We start from the raw sequence: 16,351 nt of genomic DNA, 5'->3' as shown, positions 1-16,351 counted from the left end.
ACAGTCTCCATGAGACTGTCTTTTCCTTTATAAATCGAGTACTGATCGGTTTTAAGATCCAACTGATTTGTTTTTTGCTTGCGCCGAAATCTTATGAAAAGACAACGCAGATGAAAAGTAGAGCATAGGCGCACCTCGGCCTCCGAACGTAAACTTGGAATCGTAAGCGCTTGTAAGACGATGGCCACTAATTCAGGGGGAGTGTTCACGCGTATGAACAAAACTTTAAAATGGTCCGGCAGTATTTTGACCGTATCGGCTCTTGCTGTGTCGCTTGCGGCATGCAGCAGCGGGAATAACGGGAGCAAGGGAAACGCCGAGCAGCAGACAAGCGGAACCGAATCTGCAGGAAGCAAGGAAACGCAGCCGCCAAAGCTTAGCCAGCTTTCTTATTGGGTGGCGAATCACGCCGCAGCCGCAGCGCAAATGAAAACCTATGCGGAAATGGGCATGTATCAAGAGAGGGAGAAGGAATCGGGCGTCAAGGTTGAATTCCAGCATCCGCCGCTTGACCCTGCGCAAGCGAAGGAGCAGTTTAACCTCATGATCGTGTCCAGCAAGCTTCCGGATGTCATTGAATACAACTGGAATGATTACTTGGGCGGTCCCGAGAAAGCGATTCAGGATAACAAAATCATCAAGCTTAACGATCTCATTGATCAGTACGCGCCTAATCTGAAGAAGCTGCTCGACGAGCATCCGGACTGGAAGAAGCAAATCACGACGGACAACGGCAGTATCTATGCCTTCCCGTTCCTCCGCGGCGCCGATAAAGTAAGGGTGTTCTTCGGACCTGCGATCCGCCAGGATTGGCTCGACAAGCTGGGCTTAAGCAAGCCGGAAACCATTGATGACTGGTACAACGTATTGAAAGCGTTTAAGGAAAAGGATCCTAACGGCAATGGTCAGGCGGATGAAATTCCTCTTTATTTGGACAAAGACCTGTTAAATGTAGACGCTCCATTCCTTGGGGCATGGGGAATTAACAACAGCTTCTACCAGGATAACGGTACCGTGAAGTATGGCCCGATTCAGCCGGAATTCAAGTCTTTCCTGGAGACGATGAACAAGTGGTATAAGGAAGGACTGCTGGACAAAGATTTCGCCGCGCCTAATGCCAAGCTGCTGGACAATAAAATGACAACGAACCTGCTGGGCGCAACGGCTACCTATAACGGCGGCGGAATCGGCAAATACGCCGGTCTTATGAAGGATAAAGATCCTGGCTTCAAGCTTGTTGCGGCTCCTTATCCGGTGTTAAACGCCGGCGATACGCCGATTTGGGGGCAAAAGGATTTTGCCTTTAACGGGATTGGCGCGGCCATTACGACAAGCGATAAAAATCCGATCGAAACCGTTAAATGGCTCGATTACGCGTACGGCGAGCAAGGCGAGCTGCTGTTCAACTACGGCATTGAGGGCGAAAGCTATACCATGCAGGACGGAAAAGCGGTCCTGAAGCCGGAATTATTGACTCCGTCCAACGGAATCAGCAGCCAGCAAGCCATTGCCAAGTATAACCGTGCCACATGGAGCGCGCCGTTCGTGCTCAGTGACAACTTCCAATTGCAATATCTCGCTCTCCCGCAGCAGAAGGAAGCTCTCGAAATCTGGTCCAAGCCAACGGTTGAGCGCAAGATGCCGCTTGTGACGCCAACGCAGGACGAGAGCAGCAAATTCGCTTCGATTATGACGGATATCAATACCTACAAAGACGAAATGCTGTTGAAATTCATTATGGGCGTAGAGCCTATCGACCAATTCGACAACTACGTGAAGAAGATTAAGAGCATGGGAATCGACGATGCTGTCCAAATCCAGCAGGCTGCGCTCGAACGCTTCTCCAAGCGCTAACCCCGGAATCGGCTTGGTGGGGGCGAGCGGGCTCGTCTCCACCGGCGCGAGTGCGTCACCTTGAACAGAGAGGAAGGAAGGATCGATGTCCAAAAACGTCGGGAATCCAGCTTTGCGGCACACGATAAAAACGGATATGAAGCGGCATTGGGGCGTTTATTTAATGGCGCTTCCCGTTCTTGCTTATTATATTATTTTCCATTACGGTCCCATGTACGGCTTGCAGATTGCGTTTAAGGACTTTCAGCCGTCCGATGGCATATGGGGAAGTACATGGGTGGGTTTCAAGCATTTTGAAAGCTTTTTTAACGGTATCTATTTCTGGCGCTTAATTACGAATACGGTCCTGCTCAATCTTTACGAGCTGCTGTTTGGCTTTCCGGCTGCGATTATTCTGGCGCTTCTGCTGAATGAGATCCGGAAGAGCTCATTCAAACGCATTGTGCAGTCCATCTCGTATTTGCCTCATTTCATCTCCATTGTCGTAGTGGCGGGGATGATGGTCGATTTTCTTAGCCGCACCGGTCTAGTGAACCAGCTTCTTGGCTCCTTCGGCATCCAGCCAATCGATTTTCTGATGGAGGAGGGCTGGTTCCGGTTCTTGTACGTCTCCTCGGGAGTCTGGCAAGGCGTGGGCTGGGGATCGATTATTTACCTGGCTGCGATATCAGGGATTGATCCAACGTTGTATGAAGCTGCGCGAATAGACGGAGCGGGGCGGTGGAGACAAACGCTAAACGTGACGCTGCCCGGGATTATGCCGACGATTATCATTTTGCTGATCCTGCAAATGGGCAATATGATGTCCGTTGGCAGCGAAAAAGTACTCTTGCTCTACAACCCGCTTACCTATTCAACGGCAGATGTTATTTCAACCTACGTGTACCGTAAAGGGGTATTGGAGGCCAGTTACAGCTTTACCGCCGCAGTTGGTTTATTTAACTCGATAATCAGCTTTATCCTGATTGTGGCAGCCAATAAAATCAGCAAGCGGTTCAGCGAGACCAAATTGTGGTGATAGAGGAGACTTGCTATGAAAAGAACGATGGGAGAGAGGGTATTCGGCGGGATAAACGTCATTCTAATGATTGGCCTATGCGTGGTGACGCTCTATCCGTTCCTGTATGTACTATTCGCGTCGTTTAGCGATGCAACGGCTTTCCTGCAGAACCGCGGGCTGCTGCTGGCGCCAGCCGGATTTGATCTAAGCGCTTATAAGGCGGTATTCCGAAACCCGATGATCATGAAAGGGTATGAGAACACACTGCTCTATGTGCTGCTCGGAACAGCCATTAACCTCGTCATGACCGCTATCGGCGCTTACGTGCTTTCCCGGCCGAATTTGTATTTCCGGCATTTACTGATGTTCCTCATTGTGCTCACGATGGTCTTTCACGGCGGATTGATTCCAAGCTATCTGCTCGTTAACAAGCTTGGCATGATGAATACGATGTGGGCGCTGCTTATTCCAGTCGCTATCAATACGTATAACCTGATTATTATGCGTACCTCGTTCCAGACCATTCCGGCGAGCCTGGAGGAATCGGCAAGGATGGATGGAGCGGGGGAATGGACGATTTTATTCCGGATCGTGCTTCCGCTGTCGATGCCCGTTATTGCCGTCATGATTCTATGGTATGCGGTAGGCCATTGGAACTCGTATTTCAGCGCGCTCGTCTATTTGCGCGACACGGAGAAGTATCCGCTTCAGCTCGTGCTCCGCGACATTCTGATCGCCAACAGCACGGATTCGATGATGACCGGTGCGGCCAGCGATGATAAATACGCCATTGGCGAAACGATCAAATACTCGACGATTATCGTGTCGACTTTGCCGATTATTTGCTTGTATCCGTTCCTGCAGAAGTATTTCGTTAAAGGCGTTATGATCGGGGCGATCAAAGGGTAGGAGGATGGCCATGACAACGGTGACGTACGACAATGCGCCAAGCAGCTGGAACGAAGCCTTGCCGCTAGGCAATGGGCATTTCGGCGGAATGGTCTATTACGAAGATGAGACGATGACCATGGCGCTTAACCACTACGAGGTGTACTATCGCAAGCTGCACCGTTACAGTACAGCCTTTCGGCAAGGAGAGGGACAGCACTTCGGTTTCCAGTATGGCCGAACCTATGACGAGCTTCGGAAGCATGCCCAGGCGATGTACCGCAGCCCTGCAGAAGAACCGTTATTTCTATACGGAGATGCCCTGAGCGACAGCAGCATGTATCGGCAATACGGCAAGCCGCCCGGGGGGAGCTCCCATTATCCGACCGGAGAGATAAAGCTCTATCCGTCTGCGGAGCTGAAGGATCCGGATCATTACGAGCTGCAGCTTGAAGTAATCAAGGCGGAAGTCCGGCTGCGGATCGAGAAAGAGGGCAAGAAGCTCGAGGTTACAACGATGGCAGCCGAAGACGGGGATTTCATTGTCATGGATATTAAACAAACGGAAGGCACTCTGCTAAGCGAAATCGAGCTTGCGCTGCCGTTAAGAAGATATGCCTATAGTCATGCTTCCTACCATTGGCATGATGATACAACCATTTATTATACAGGCTCCTTCTACCCGGACGGGGAAGACAAGGAACGCCATCGTCCCTTTTCCTTTGTTGCCATAACAAAGCTGCTTGGCGCGAAAGGAACAGCCGTGAATAGCGACGGAGCTATTCGAATTCGGTTAGATGAAGCCGAAAATAGCCTAACTTTGCTTACGTCGGTCGTTACGGAAGTGCAGGCGGAGGACCCGGTGCAGACTGCATTCGAGCGTCTGCGTCAATATATTCCCGGACTAACCGCGGCGAGAGAACGCCATCAATCCTATTGGCAGGGCTTCTGGAGGCGTTCGTCCGTTACGCTTCCGGATAAGCTGCTCGAGGATTTATACCGGATTAACCTTTATGCTCTGTCCTGCAGCAGCGGACGCGGAGGTACCATGCCTGAACAGGCTTGTGGACTAAACGGTCTATGGGATATCAAGCAGCCGACCAAGTGGGGCAGCATGTGGTACTGGGATGTGAATATTCAAGCCGCCTTTTGGCCGCTGTATGCGTCCAATCACCTGGAGCTGGCCAGCTTGTTTAATGAAGGCTTACTCTCCTATGCCGGCACCGCCGAACGAATGGCGAAACAGTTCTACGGATTGGACGGAATTGCCGGGGATTACCCGCATGCCTTGTATTACAGCATTTGGCCGTGGTGCGCGCAGTTTTTATGGGATTATTACAGGTACGGCATGGACGAGACGTTTTTGCGCGAGAAGGCTTATCCGCTAATTCGAAAGCTCGCTCAATTTTTTGAAGAGTTATTGCAATTTGATGCCGACAGCGGTTTGTATTACGTCTTCCCGGATATTTCGCCGGAGCAAGGACCGCTTACGCGTAACTCGACTTGTACGCTGGCATCCGTCAACTATTTATTCCGCATGGCGATAGAAGCCAGCAGATTGCTCGGCGAGCCGGAGGAAGAGCGGAGTAAATGGGAGGACATTGCGGGGAAGCTGGCTCCTTATCCTGAAGCGGATTCTACGCGTTACGGGAAAATATGGCTCGATTCCGAATGGGCGCCGCCGGATCTTCCTCTGCGGCATCCGTCATTATTAATGCCCATTTATCCGATTGGCGAGATCGATAGGAATGCGGAGTTGCCACTGCGACAGCAGGCAGAAAATACGCTTCGTTACGCGGCGGAAAATACGGAATTCGGCATGTTCCAATTCGGCTGGCTGTCCTGCGCGGCTTCGCGGTTAGGCAGGGGAGACGATGCGCTGCGGCTGCTGTATGAGCAGGGCATCGACCTGTCGCTTCGTTGCAACGGTTTGTTCGCGGAGGAGACGGAAAGATGGATGAATTACTGTAACATAACCAATGAACCCTTGTACCATCCGTTTATGATGGAAGCTTCCGGTGAGCTTGTCGCTGCCGTTAACGAGATGCTGCTGCAAAGCTATGACGGCGTAATCGAGGTGTTTCCTGCCGTTCCGGAAGGAACCTTGGAGCGGAAACGGACAAATGGCATGTATAACCATCAGTTAGAGGAGCGGGCTTATGGCAAGTGGGAAGCATGCGATTTCAGGGGATTGCTTGCGGTTGGCGGCTTTGAAGTCAGCGCCAGACGTCAGGCAGGACTTACGGAATGGGTACATATACGAAGCCTTGCCGGCGGAAGAGTTGTGTTGAGGAATCCGTTTGACGATGGGGAGAACGTCAAGGTTGTGAATTTGTCCGGATGTGCCTTGACGCTGGAGGAAGATGCGCGTGATCAAGGCTGTCTGGTTTTTGATACGGTTCAAGGCAGTGATTACCTCGTCTATGTTCATCTTGCGGAAGGTACTATATTGTCGGATTGGCCGCCGGTTCATGCAAGGGGGATAAGGGATAACAATGCCATCAGCAGCCCGCATGTTCATGAAGCGCACACAAGTCGGCGCGTATTTCTGGGGAAGAACCGGGACACGGAGCATTACCGGCTGCTCGATCATTTTACCTTCGATTATTACGCGGGAAACAACAGAGTGTCGAGGCTTGCGGCATACCGGCTTGACTTTGGCGTTAAGGAAGAACTGCAGGGCAAAAATTATGCGGAAGCTCTTCCCCGTCAGATTCACATTGCAGGTGTGCTTGGTCAGGCATTCCGAAAAGTAACCCCGGATCTGATCTTTACGCCATATAGCGGGATTGGCTGGGAGCGGACGGAACAATTAACAGCTATCGACCGCGGATCGCCCGACTTGCTTCGGCGAGACTTTATTGGTGGAGCAGGCGATGCGGTTTTTAGGATCGAGCTTCCCAAAGGCCGATATGACCTCCTAATCGTTTCGGGAGACGAAGCAGCACCCTCCTGCACAGAGCTTATAATCCTTGGACAGCTTCACTGGAGACCAGAGAAGTCTCTTAAAGCGGGGGAATACGTAACGGATATCATCCCGGTTACGCAAAAAAAGGATGGCTTCCTACAGCTGCATTTCCGTTCATGCGAAGGTCTGCCTTGGCGGATAAATTTGCTGGTGATTAATCGAAATTACTCGTATTTGTGAAGTTGCGAGTGAAGGAATTGCTGGATGCAACGGCGAAGAAGTTTGACGCGGAAGTTCTTTCCAATGTTACAGTGAATTTAAGAAAGAAGCATGGCAAACAAACAGGATGTTGAAGAAATCGGAGGAATGGAAATGGTGCAGATCCGAAGATTGACAGGCGCTGAAATGCAAGAAGCTGTCCGCTTGTCGGATGCGACATTCCGGGACGGCAATCAGACGTCCATGGGCCAATTGTTCCCGTTTCTCTTCTCCGATGCGGCGTTGCACTTATCCTACGGCGCATTTGAAGAAGACGGCAAATTGGTATCGTTTATGGGCGTTGTCCTGTGGACGATCCGGATTGGCGAGGCAGCGCTGCGCGTAGCCTCGCTTGGTTCGGTCTGTACGGAACCGTCGGCAAGAGGCAAAGGGTACGCGAGTCAGCTATTGGAGCAAGTTCAGCAATTCACGCGGGATGCAGGGGCTTCCTTGCTGCTCGTATCCGGTGACCGCTCTTTATACACGCGGGCGGGCTGTAAGCTGTTCGGGAGAATTAGCAAATATCGCATGAATGCGCTGCAAGCAGAATCCTTGCTCGGTGGATCGGAAGAAAAAGGCGAGATCCGGGAGATGCGGCCGGAAGATTTGTTTGCCGTGCAGGAGGCTGCTGAAACTCGGCAGATACGTTATCAGCTGGGCATTAATGAATTCGGCACGCTGCTCAAGGCGGAAGCCATTGCAAGCGTGATGCGGATGAGTCAACGGGTATTTGTGCAGGAGTTGGATGGGAAGGTTGTCGGTTTTGCGGTGATTGGCGTTACGTCGGATACGCAATTAAACGGGTCGGTTCTCGATTATGCCGGAGATTCGGCGCAGGTTGTCAGATTATTCGCCGAAGCCGTAAACCGAATTGGCCTGCAATCCTTGGAGATTCCTATTCCGTGGCATGAAAAAGCCATTCATGAACGGTTGTCGGCGATTCCTTCCGCGGAGGAAGGTCAACCGGGTACCGTCCAAATTCTGAGCGGCGAGGCATTAATGGACCAGTTATCGCCATGGCTGGAGAAACAAGAAACCGCGAATGGCCTTCATTTGAACCGGAAGGACATCGGCAGCTGGCAATTGTCCGACTCTACAGGCCGGCCTTCCGCCTCGTTAAGCGATGAAGAACTGATTCGATTGCTATTCGATCGTGTCGGAACGGATGCTATACAGCTGCCTGCTGAAGCCGATGCCTACCGGGAATTATTCCCGGTTCCGTTTCCGTATACGGCGGGCTTGTGCTTTGTGTAAAGCTTTATAATAGCAACCTGTTTCGTTTATATGAATAAAGCTGCCGGCTGCGGCAGCTTTATTTTTTTACTCGTTTCGCCAATGACGGAGATAACCGTTTCACCTTATATAGATTAGAAAAGATGCGTTTTATATATAAAACAGGTATTATTAATTATAAACGTTTATTAAATCAATCAAATTTTGCGGGGGAAATCTTTGGAAACACTCAGAACCTTTTTCACTCATCCGATTATCAAAAGAATTGTGTTTGTTTTACTAGTCGTAGTTCTGCTCTACAGTCTCCGCGATATGCTGAATTTGTTGCTGCTGCTGTTTATGGTCACGTTTGTGATGATGCGGCTGCAGAGCTTTATAACCAAGCAAATTCGCAGGGTAATCCCGGTGTCGCCCGTTGTAGTAACCTCTGTCTTATATGTCGCGCTTGTGTTTGGCCTCGTTTACGGTCTGGTCAATTACGTGCCGAAGCTGATTAACGAGATTGTGGATATCGTCAACAACGTGCAAAAGTTTCTAGGTTCAGCGCAAAACGATCAAATCGCTCAGGTCGTCGCGGATACGCTCGACAAAATCGAATACAAAACGTTTCTGAACAGTGCGCTTGCTTATGCCAAGATGATTGGCGGCTGGCTCGAGATTATTTTGCTCGTTATCCTGCTTAGCTATTTCTTCCTGCTGGAGAGGCGTAAGATCGTTAATTTTACCGAAAAATTCAGCAAAAGCTCGATTGGCTGGCTGTATCTTGAATTCCGTTATTTTGGCGGCAAGTTTATTGCTTCCTTCGGTAAGGTGCTTGAAGTCCAGCTGATGATTGCCGTATTTAATACCGCCCTTACGATTGCCGGTCTATGGATCATGGGCTTCCCGTACCTGTTCGCGCTGACCATTATGGTATTTTTGCTAAGCCTCATTCCGGTTGCGGGTGTCGTTGTTTCCTTTGTCCCGATCGGGATTATCGGCTACCAGATTGGCGGAGTTAAAACCGTCATTTGGGTTATCGTTCTGGTACTGCTCATTCATGCTCTTGAAACGTACTTCTTGAACCCAAGGTTATATTCGCACAAAACAAACCTGCCGATGTTTTACACGTTCTTTATTCTTATTTTGTCCGAGCATTACATGGGCATCTGGGGGCTGTTGATTGGTATTCCAATCTTTATGTTTATGCTGGACGTGTTAAAGGTGGAGCAGGCTGATTCGTTGGAAGAGCAGACAAAGCCGGTGAAAAGCGGACGATCATCGGATCTATAATCTCATTATGAGACAGTTGGTCATGATGACCAGCTGTCTTTTTTTCTTTTAAAGCTGTTCAACGTAACATTCCAATCGCTGGAAGCGTATATATTTTAGCTAATAGTCTAAGAAATTTTTTCGTGTAAGGAGCGTTGATTAATTGAGACCAAACAGGCAGAATATATATTGGTTTTTAGCCGGAGTATGCAGCAGCGCAGTTGTATTTATCGTAGTAGGAAGGATTCACTTATCCCATTTAGCTGCTGTCCTGCTTACTGCCGTAATCGTTACTTTAGGCGGTGGCAGTATTAAGAGGGCTTTTAGGGTTACGGACGAAAGGAGCTTCCACCCGCTGTTTTTCAGCGCAGGGATGCTTTTATTGTTTATTGGTTTTAGCATCATAGGCGTTATAAATTAATAAGGCAAGAACGATTAGGAGTATGAACGGAAATGGAAGATATAAATAACATGGATGCTTTACAATCAACGAGAGGTAACAAATCTATTCGGAAGATAGCTCTGGTTATTGCGGTTTGTGTGCTTGGCTTTATCCTTTTTATGGGGAATACACTAATCAATCAAAGCGGGTCTCAAGGTAAAGAGATTCATCCGCCAGAGGTTGAGTTTCCGCTCGCTGCGTACACGATGTTAATGAGCAATGTGCCGGGTTTCCCGTTAACCATTGCAAATAAGGAAGCAACGCGCATTATCGTTCGCTCCTCAGACGGGGATTTGCTATTATGGAAATCTTCAGACGGAAAAGTGAATTCCCAAGGGAAAAAGGCCGAAGTTAAGCCTGGTGAAACGATATACTGGTCACCTTTAACGGAAGAGAATAAATTGCAATATAAAACGATAATCAAGCTTACGGCATACAACGGTCATACGAAGCTGGGAAGTACCGGTATCGAAATATCTTCCGAGAACAAGTTTATCTTTAGAGGAAAGCTAATAACGGAGTGAACGTTTTTATAGTTGGTGGATGGATGGAGGAGATTTTTTAGAGAGCCGGCCGTGCATGTTGCACAGTCGGTTTTTTGTTGTGGAAGAATAGTTGAAACAGTTACCGTATGGTAAACGTAAAACTATTATTCGATAACCTAATCAGATCGAAGCCCACTATTATTTATTCCTCCGAATTGTAAGCAGTCTTATGTAATGCCAAATCAAGAAGGAGAAGATCGTTGTGAGTGAAGACTGGAACCAAGTTGAGGAAGCATTAAAGAGCATTGAAGTCGTAGGACATGAGAATAACAAGCCGGTTTCCGTCATCGGCTTCTCGGAAGATTTGCGTTGCATCGGCATAGGAACGGATGCCGCGGTCTTTTATCATTCTGACACCCCTAATTACGCATATAAAGTATATACCGCTCAGTCATTAGAGAAAAAAAACGTGGAAGCAGGCATCTATGAACGCTTGCAAGGCTCCCCCTATTTTCCCCATTGTTATGGTGCCGGCTCCAACTATCTGGTCTTAAGTTTTGAACAAGGAGTTACTCTCTATGATTGTCTTTTACAGGGGATCCCTGTTTCAGAGCAGGTGATACAGGACGTCGAAAATGCCCGGGAGTTTATTCGCAGCCAAGGGATGAACCCCAGAGATATTCATCTTAAAAATGTACTTTTGCAGGGCGGAAGAGGAAAAGTTCTCGATGTATCGGAATATAGCAAAGACGGAAACGATAACCGGTGGGAACACTTAGTATGGTCATACAAACATTTTTATCCTATGATTAGCGGAGTGCAGATCCCTTTATGGATATTGGAAACGATAACGAATTGGTATAACCGGATTGATACGGCAAGTTTCGGGATAGAAGATTTCTCTAAACGGGTGAGTCAACTTTTTTTGGGAAAACGCAAATAGGGCAGTTGTAAAAGGGCAGATGGTCTTAAGCGGACCATCTGCCCTTTATTTCTTAATAGAGTGCTGTTTACTTAATCGTTTTATTCACAAGATTAATATGGTTTAAGCCCGTTCCGCTTGTGCCGTCAAAGATGAATTCGAGCTGGTATTTACCGCGAACATAGGTTATTTTCTTTTGCACGGTTTTGCCCGACTTAATCAGGACGGACTCATTTGGAGTGCCCCAGTGTTGTACCAGCATTTTAACGGAGATTCCTCCGAGGTTAGTCTGCCGTTCCACATTTGTTCCGAAGTAACGCATTTCTTTGATTTTGCCCAGCTTATAGCTGATCGCATATCCAGGATGGCCCATTTCGGCATGATATACATCAAAGTCGTCGGAATCCTTAGCAGGAGATTCAGCTTCACCAATAGCTTTGATAACCGACTGGTGCGTAGTCGAACCAATCGTAAAACCGTGGAAATTAGGGAATTGACCATTAAGTGCCGGCTTATAGAAACTCATCAGCGTCTCATAAGCTTTTGCGTGATCGTCGACAGCAGCGGTACTTTGAGCAGCGGCAGCATGCGATGGGACAGCTCCTGTGGCAGACAATGCTAACGTTCCAGCGAGCACTGAAGCCACTGCGATATTTTTCATGGATTTATAAAATTTCATTTGATTTACCTCCTCGGGATGTCGGGATAAGTTCCCCGTTCAAGTTGCATTAGCTTTGACGCATGTACATTCAAAATTGTTGCAAGCAAGATTCGATGTAAATAATTACCTCGAAATGGGGAGGAGATTTCATTATGTGGTACAATTCTTTTAACCTTATGGCGACCTATTCTATTTATAGAAAAACAGGAGGACAGCTAAATGGTTCAACTTATCCCTGTTAAAATTCAATCTATTAGTACGAAAGCTGAGGTGATATAGTGTGATTCGTTTTCTTGTTTTTGTGATATGGATTATGGTTCTGATTATCGAAATGATTAGTTTTTCAAGCACAATACATAGTGTCCATGAATTCGAAGAAACGTTATTCCATATCGTCCTTATAGTCGTGACGTTAGTAGTTGGAACTGTAGGAGCATTAATAGCTCGGAAGAATTAAAGATCACATGAGAGGATGAACGATTATAGCTGGGGCGAAGAGTTTTCTTAAGTTGTTTGCCAAAAATCTGAAGGAAGTCAAGGGTCCAGGCGAATATAGCGCTAATGGGATCACAGTCCTTTGCGTACATTGCCATTATAATAAATTCGAAAAAAGTTACGCGCAATTAAACACGGCTTTTATGAGTTTCCTTAATCTCGATTTTGCTAACCGTTCAGCAAATATATTAATTTGTGATCGTTGCGGTTATATTCATTGGTTTAATAAAGAAGTTAAAAGAGTGTATTGAAAAGGCAAGAAATATCGTCGATTAGAAGGCTGAGGAAGAAATAACTAGTCCAATCTACTAAATTTTGCTATGATGCCAATAGGAAAATTTTTACCTAACAAGGAGTCATAGACAAATGAGAAACAATATTTCTACATGCTTGATGGGAATCGGAATACTGCTGCTTGTCATTGGGTTTATTGAAGGCTTAGTTTTCGGTGATGCTCCTGATGGCTTTCATATGACCATTGCTCTATATTGGTGGTTGTCGGGTGTTACGGCAGGCTTTATCTTTATAGGCTTATCGGAAATCGTTAATCTGCTGCAAAAGCTAGTGAATAAATTTGATGCAAATCAACCGGTTCAATCCGGAATCTTATCGCTGTTCCAGCCAACTTCCTCCAGCAGCATACAGGAGAAGATCGCTGAAGCATCCGACACCAAAATTAAGGATCTGACGATTCTAATAGACGATGTGCGTTTTAAAGGATTCTTTGTTTTTACGGATACCGAAGTTAGAGTCATGAAAAAATCGTTGTTCCAGGCGGAGTCTGAAGCCGTGCTCATTAAGGAGATCAGCAAGAATAATCTTTCGGCCGATTTCGAGAGGGATGAAGATTATGTTATCTTTTCATTTACGGAGAGCGGCGGAATACATAAATTAGCTTTTAAAACCTATAACATTTATGACTATGAACGAATAATCAATTTGCTCAAGCACAGAGAAAGCCGATAACTTATCGGCTTTTTTTGTTCCGCTTTTTCATTGCTGAACCGATTTACGGTAGCGAAGCGGAGAGATGCCTTCCCTGCGCTTGAAGCAGGCCGTGAAATAAGGGGCATACCGGAAGCCAACCTCTTCGGCAATTCGTTCAATCGACCACTCGGAGGAAACGAGCAGCTTCTTCGCCCGGTCCAGCCGGAATTCAAGCAAGTAGTGGCTAGGCGTCATGCCGTATCGCTTCTTCATGCAGCGGACGATGTAATTAGGATGAAAGTGCAGTTCTTCGGCAAGCAGCTCGTTTGTAATGTCTTTTTGGAAATTCTGCTGCAGATAAAAGGCGGCTTTTTCCGCGAGACGCGTAGCCGGCGTAATGGTTTTGTTTAAGCTTTCGCTCTCGAGCAGCGAGAGCAGCCGGGCCAGCAAGCTTTGTTCCTCCCAGAAGGAATCCCCGACGCTCAGATTCAGCAGCTGACTCATCAGCTTGAAGGCGTTCCCGGGATCATTCAGGGCAATATGCTTCGGAATCCAAATGAGGTGGGGATTCAAGAAAGATTGCGCCGAGGCTCCTTCCTTGGCATGCGATTGCCAGATCAGATGCTCGAAATGCACCCAGTAAAAAACGGTATGCTGCTCGCATGGCTTCACCGAATAGTGTTCCCCGTCAGGCAGCAAAAGCAAGGTATCCCCTTTGCCTAGCGACCATTCCTGACCGTTCTCCCCGATAAACAACTCCCCTTCAGCCACAACAATCAAGTCGAATAGGCCGAAGTTTCTTCGATTGGGATGCCGGTCTCCGGCACGGAACTCGGAGCGGCCGGACTCCCAGTAATAAGGGAGGGGCGGGGTTTGCAGTTCTACGAAGCTCAAATGCGATTCACCTCCTTACTGTGTCATTTTGTATAAGAAAAAGTTCAATCCATTCCTATTGATGCAGACGAATAAAGCATATACTCGAACTTACATGGAGTCAATTTTTATCGTTTTTAACGACTAGGCAGTCATCTGAAGGAGGATTATGATGAAGGATACGCAGATCAGCATCAAGGATGATTTTTGGAATGAATATACAGAGCTAGTACGAACAACGGTCATCCCTTATCAATGGGAGGCTCTGAACGACCGCATCCAGGACGCGGAGCCCAGCTACTCGATCCGCAATTTCCGGATTGCGGCGGGCCTAGAGAAGGGCGAGTTCGGCGGATGGATTTTTCAGGACAGCGATCTCTACAAATGGCTGGAGGCCGTTGCTTATTCGCTAGAACGTCAACCCGATCCGGAGCTGGAAAAGATTGCGGATGAAGCGATCGAGCTGATTGGACAAGCCCAGCATGAGAACGGATATCTAAATACGTATTTTACGATTCAAGAGCCCGGCAAAGAGTGGTCCAACCTGTATGAAGCGCATGAGCTGTACTGCGCGGGTCATTTGTTCGAAGCGGCTGTTGCTTATTATCGGGCAACGGGCAAGCGCAAGCTGCTCGACATTTCCTGCCGCTTTGCCGACCTTATCTCAAGCTTGTTTGGTAAGGAACCGGGACAAATGCAGGCTTATTGCGGCCATCCGGAGGTTGAACTGGCCTTAGTGAAGCTGTATCAGGCTACGGGAGAAGAACGGTATCTGAACCTGAGCTTGTACTTTATCGACGAACGCGGCAGCAAGCCGAATTATTTCCTGGAGGAATGGGAACGACGCGGCCGGACAACGATCTGGGCGCAAGGGGAGCCTAATCTCGAGGTGTACCAAAGCCATATTCCGGTTCGGGAGCAGCCGGTTGCCGTCGGACATGCCGTTCGGGCGGTATACCTGTATACAGCCATGGCGGATCTTGCCCGCTTAACCGGTGACGTCAAGCTCCGCGAAGCATGCGAGCGGCTGTGGGCGAATACGACCGGCAAGCAAATGTACATCACCGGGGGGATTGGCGCGACGCATCTAGGAGAAGCTTTTACCTTCGACCACGATCTTCCGAACGATATTGTCTACGCGGAGACATGCGCGTCGATCGGCCTTATCTTCTGGGCACGGCGGATGCTTCAGCTGGAGGCCAAGAGCGAGTACGCGGACGTGATGGAGCGGGCCTTGTACAATAACGTGCTCGGAAGCATGGCGAAGGATGGCAAGCATTTCTTCTATGTGAATCCGCTTGAGGTATGGCCGGAAGCAAGCGCCAAGAGCCCGGATAAATTCCATGTGAAGCCGGTTAGGCAAAAATGGTTCGGGTGCTCCTGCTGCCCGCCTAACGTAGCCCGTCTGCTAGGTTCGCTCGACGAGTACATTTACGATATGTCAGAAGACGGCTCAACCGTGCGTGTCCATCTGTTTATCGGAAGCGAAGTAGCATTCGAGACGGGAGGCCGGAAAATCGTAATGAACCAGAAATCGGAGCTCCCTTGGAACGGCCAGGTTGAATTTAAGATATCGCTGCAAGAAGATAAAGACGATGTTCCGTTTATGCTTGCGCTTCGTATTCCGAACTGGTTCTCTTCGAAAGAGCCGGTATTGAAAATAAACGGAGAATCAGTCCGTTACCATGTGGATAAAGGTTACGCCACCGTATACCGCGTATGGCAGGACGGTGATCAGGTGGAATGGCTGCTGCCAATCGAGACGTTGCTGATTGCCGCGAATCCGTTAATCCGCGCGGATGCCGGTAAAGCCGCCATTCAACGCGGGCCGCTTGTCTACTGCGTAGAGGAAGCGGACAACGGCAAGCCGCTGGCATCTCTATCGCTTGCGGAAGTGCCGGAACTATCGGCAAGCAAAGCTTCGGAACTGCTTGGAGGCTGCGTCGTAGTGGAAGGCAACGGAGTTGTTATTGACAATTCCGGCTGGGTGGAAGGTCAGCCTTATCAGCCGCTAACCAAGCATAGGGAATCCGTCCGTTTCAAAGCGATTCCTTACTATCTGTGGGGCAACCGTGAGCCTGGCGAAATGAACGTATGGCTCCGTTATTAAAAAGTTTTTCGTTACCTTGCATAATGTGGTGGTAGCTGGAGAAA

General features: G+C 48.4%; 12 protein-coding genes. 10 read left to right on the top strand and 2 right to left on the bottom strand.

Features of this window, described 5'->3' with window-relative positions:
• Positions 1-213: 213 nt before the first annotated feature.
• From ACR9FF_RS18050 to ACR9FF_RS18015, 8 genes are all read left to right on the top strand, one after another.
• Positions 214-1,854: an extracellular solute-binding protein gene (locus tag ACR9FF_RS18050; RefSeq protein WP_435163484.1), complete on the top strand. Its 1,641-nt coding sequence runs from the start codon at positions 214-216 to the stop codon at positions 1,852-1,854.
• A gap of 136 nt (positions 1,855-1,990) precedes the next feature.
• A complete protein-coding gene (locus ACR9FF_RS18045) occupies positions 1,991-2,872 on the top strand; it encodes an ABC transporter permease (protein WP_373312716.1) in 882 nt (293 codons plus the stop codon).
• 15 nt (positions 2,873-2,887) lie between these two features.
• Positions 2,888-3,763, top strand: a complete 876-nt coding sequence (locus ACR9FF_RS18040) for a carbohydrate ABC transporter permease (protein WP_435163482.1) — start codon at positions 2,888-2,890, stop codon at positions 3,761-3,763.
• A gap of 10 nt (positions 3,764-3,773) precedes the next feature.
• Positions 3,774-6,890: a glycosyl hydrolase family 95 catalytic domain-containing protein gene (locus tag ACR9FF_RS18035; protein ID WP_435163480.1), complete on the top strand. Its 3,117-nt coding sequence runs from the start codon at positions 3,774-3,776 to the stop codon at positions 6,888-6,890.
• Between the two features lie 90 nt (positions 6,891-6,980).
• Positions 6,981-8,162: a GNAT family N-acetyltransferase gene (locus ACR9FF_RS18030; protein ID WP_435163478.1), complete on the top strand. Its 1,182-nt coding sequence runs from the start codon at positions 6,981-6,983 to the stop codon at positions 8,160-8,162.
• Between the two features lie 198 nt (positions 8,163-8,360).
• Entirely contained in the window at positions 8,361-9,413 is a 1,053-nt protein-coding gene (locus ACR9FF_RS18025; protein WP_435163476.1) for an AI-2E family transporter, read from the top strand.
• 432 nt (positions 9,414-9,845) lie between these two features.
• Entirely contained in the window at positions 9,846-10,358 is a 513-nt protein-coding gene (locus ACR9FF_RS18020; protein ID WP_435163474.1) for a hypothetical protein, read from the top strand.
• A 223-nt stretch (positions 10,359-10,581) separates the two neighbouring features.
• On the top strand, positions 10,582-11,262 hold the full coding sequence (locus ACR9FF_RS18015) for a serine/threonine protein kinase (protein WP_435163472.1): 681 nt from the start codon (positions 10,582-10,584) through the stop codon (positions 11,260-11,262).
• Positions 11,263-11,329: 67 nt separating this feature from the next.
• Here ACR9FF_RS18015 and ACR9FF_RS18010 read toward each other — a convergent pair whose 3' ends face one another.
• On the bottom strand, positions 11,330-11,920 hold the full coding sequence (locus ACR9FF_RS18010; RefSeq protein WP_201000927.1) for a YjgB family protein: 591 nt from the start codon (positions 11,918-11,920) through the stop codon (positions 11,330-11,332).
• An 843-nt stretch (positions 11,921-12,763) separates the two neighbouring features.
• On the opposite strand from ACR9FF_RS18010, the gene ACR9FF_RS18005 reads away from it, so the two are divergent.
• On the top strand, positions 12,764-13,363 hold the full coding sequence (locus ACR9FF_RS18005) for a hypothetical protein (protein ID WP_435163470.1): 600 nt from the start codon (positions 12,764-12,766) through the stop codon (positions 13,361-13,363).
• A gap of 27 nt (positions 13,364-13,390) precedes the next feature.
• Here the strand turns inward: ACR9FF_RS18005 and ACR9FF_RS18000 are convergent, their stop codons facing one another.
• The gene (locus ACR9FF_RS18000; RefSeq protein ID WP_435163468.1) at positions 13,391-14,218 is read right to left on the bottom strand and encodes an AraC family transcriptional regulator; all 828 of its coding nucleotides are present in this window, start codon (positions 14,216-14,218) and stop codon (positions 13,391-13,393) included.
• Positions 14,219-14,369: 151 nt separating this feature from the next.
• On the opposite strand from ACR9FF_RS18000, the gene ACR9FF_RS17995 reads away from it, so the two are divergent.
• Entirely contained in the window at positions 14,370-16,307 is a 1,938-nt protein-coding gene (locus ACR9FF_RS17995) for a glycoside hydrolase family 127 protein (RefSeq protein ID WP_435172155.1), read from the top strand.
• Positions 16,308-16,351 lie beyond the last annotated feature (44 nt).

The organism is Paenibacillus glycanilyticus, assembly GCF_051200795.1.
Taxonomy (GTDB): domain Bacteria; phylum Bacillota; class Bacilli; order Paenibacillales; family Paenibacillaceae; genus Pristimantibacillus; species Pristimantibacillus glycanilyticus.
The sequence above is the reverse complement of the archived record's forward strand: the minus strand, read 5'-3'. Positions and strand labels throughout refer to the sequence as shown.

What these genes read in the sequence shown, in the direction of transcription:
- ACR9FF_RS18050 (WP_435163484.1), top strand. Translation starts at nt 214, where the DNA reads ATGAACAAAACTTTAAAATGGTCCGGCAGTATTTTGACCGTATCGGCT.
- ACR9FF_RS18045 (WP_373312716.1), top strand. Translation starts at nt 1,991, where the DNA reads ATGAAGCGGCATTGGGGCGTTTATTTAATGGCGCTTCCCGTTCTTGCT.
- ACR9FF_RS18020 (WP_435163474.1), top strand. Translation starts at nt 9,846, where the DNA reads ATGGAAGATATAAATAACATGGATGCTTTACAATCAACGAGAGGTAAC.
- ACR9FF_RS18040 (WP_435163482.1), top strand. Translation starts at nt 2,888, where the DNA reads ATGAAAAGAACGATGGGAGAGAGGGTATTCGGCGGGATAAACGTCATT.
- ACR9FF_RS18010 (WP_201000927.1), bottom strand. Translation starts at nt 11,920, where the DNA reads ATGAAATTTTATAAATCCATGAAAAATATCGCAGTGGCTTCAGTGCTC.
- ACR9FF_RS18005 (WP_435163470.1), top strand. Translation starts at nt 12,764, where the DNA reads ATGAGAAACAATATTTCTACATGCTTGATGGGAATCGGAATACTGCTG.
- ACR9FF_RS18035 (WP_435163480.1), top strand. Translation starts at nt 3,774, where the DNA reads ATGACAACGGTGACGTACGACAATGCGCCAAGCAGCTGGAACGAAGCC.
- ACR9FF_RS18030 (WP_435163478.1), top strand. Translation starts at nt 6,981, where the DNA reads ATGGCAAACAAACAGGATGTTGAAGAAATCGGAGGAATGGAAATGGTG.
- ACR9FF_RS17995 (WP_435172155.1), top strand. Translation starts at nt 14,370, where the DNA reads ATGAAGGATACGCAGATCAGCATCAAGGATGATTTTTGGAATGAATAT.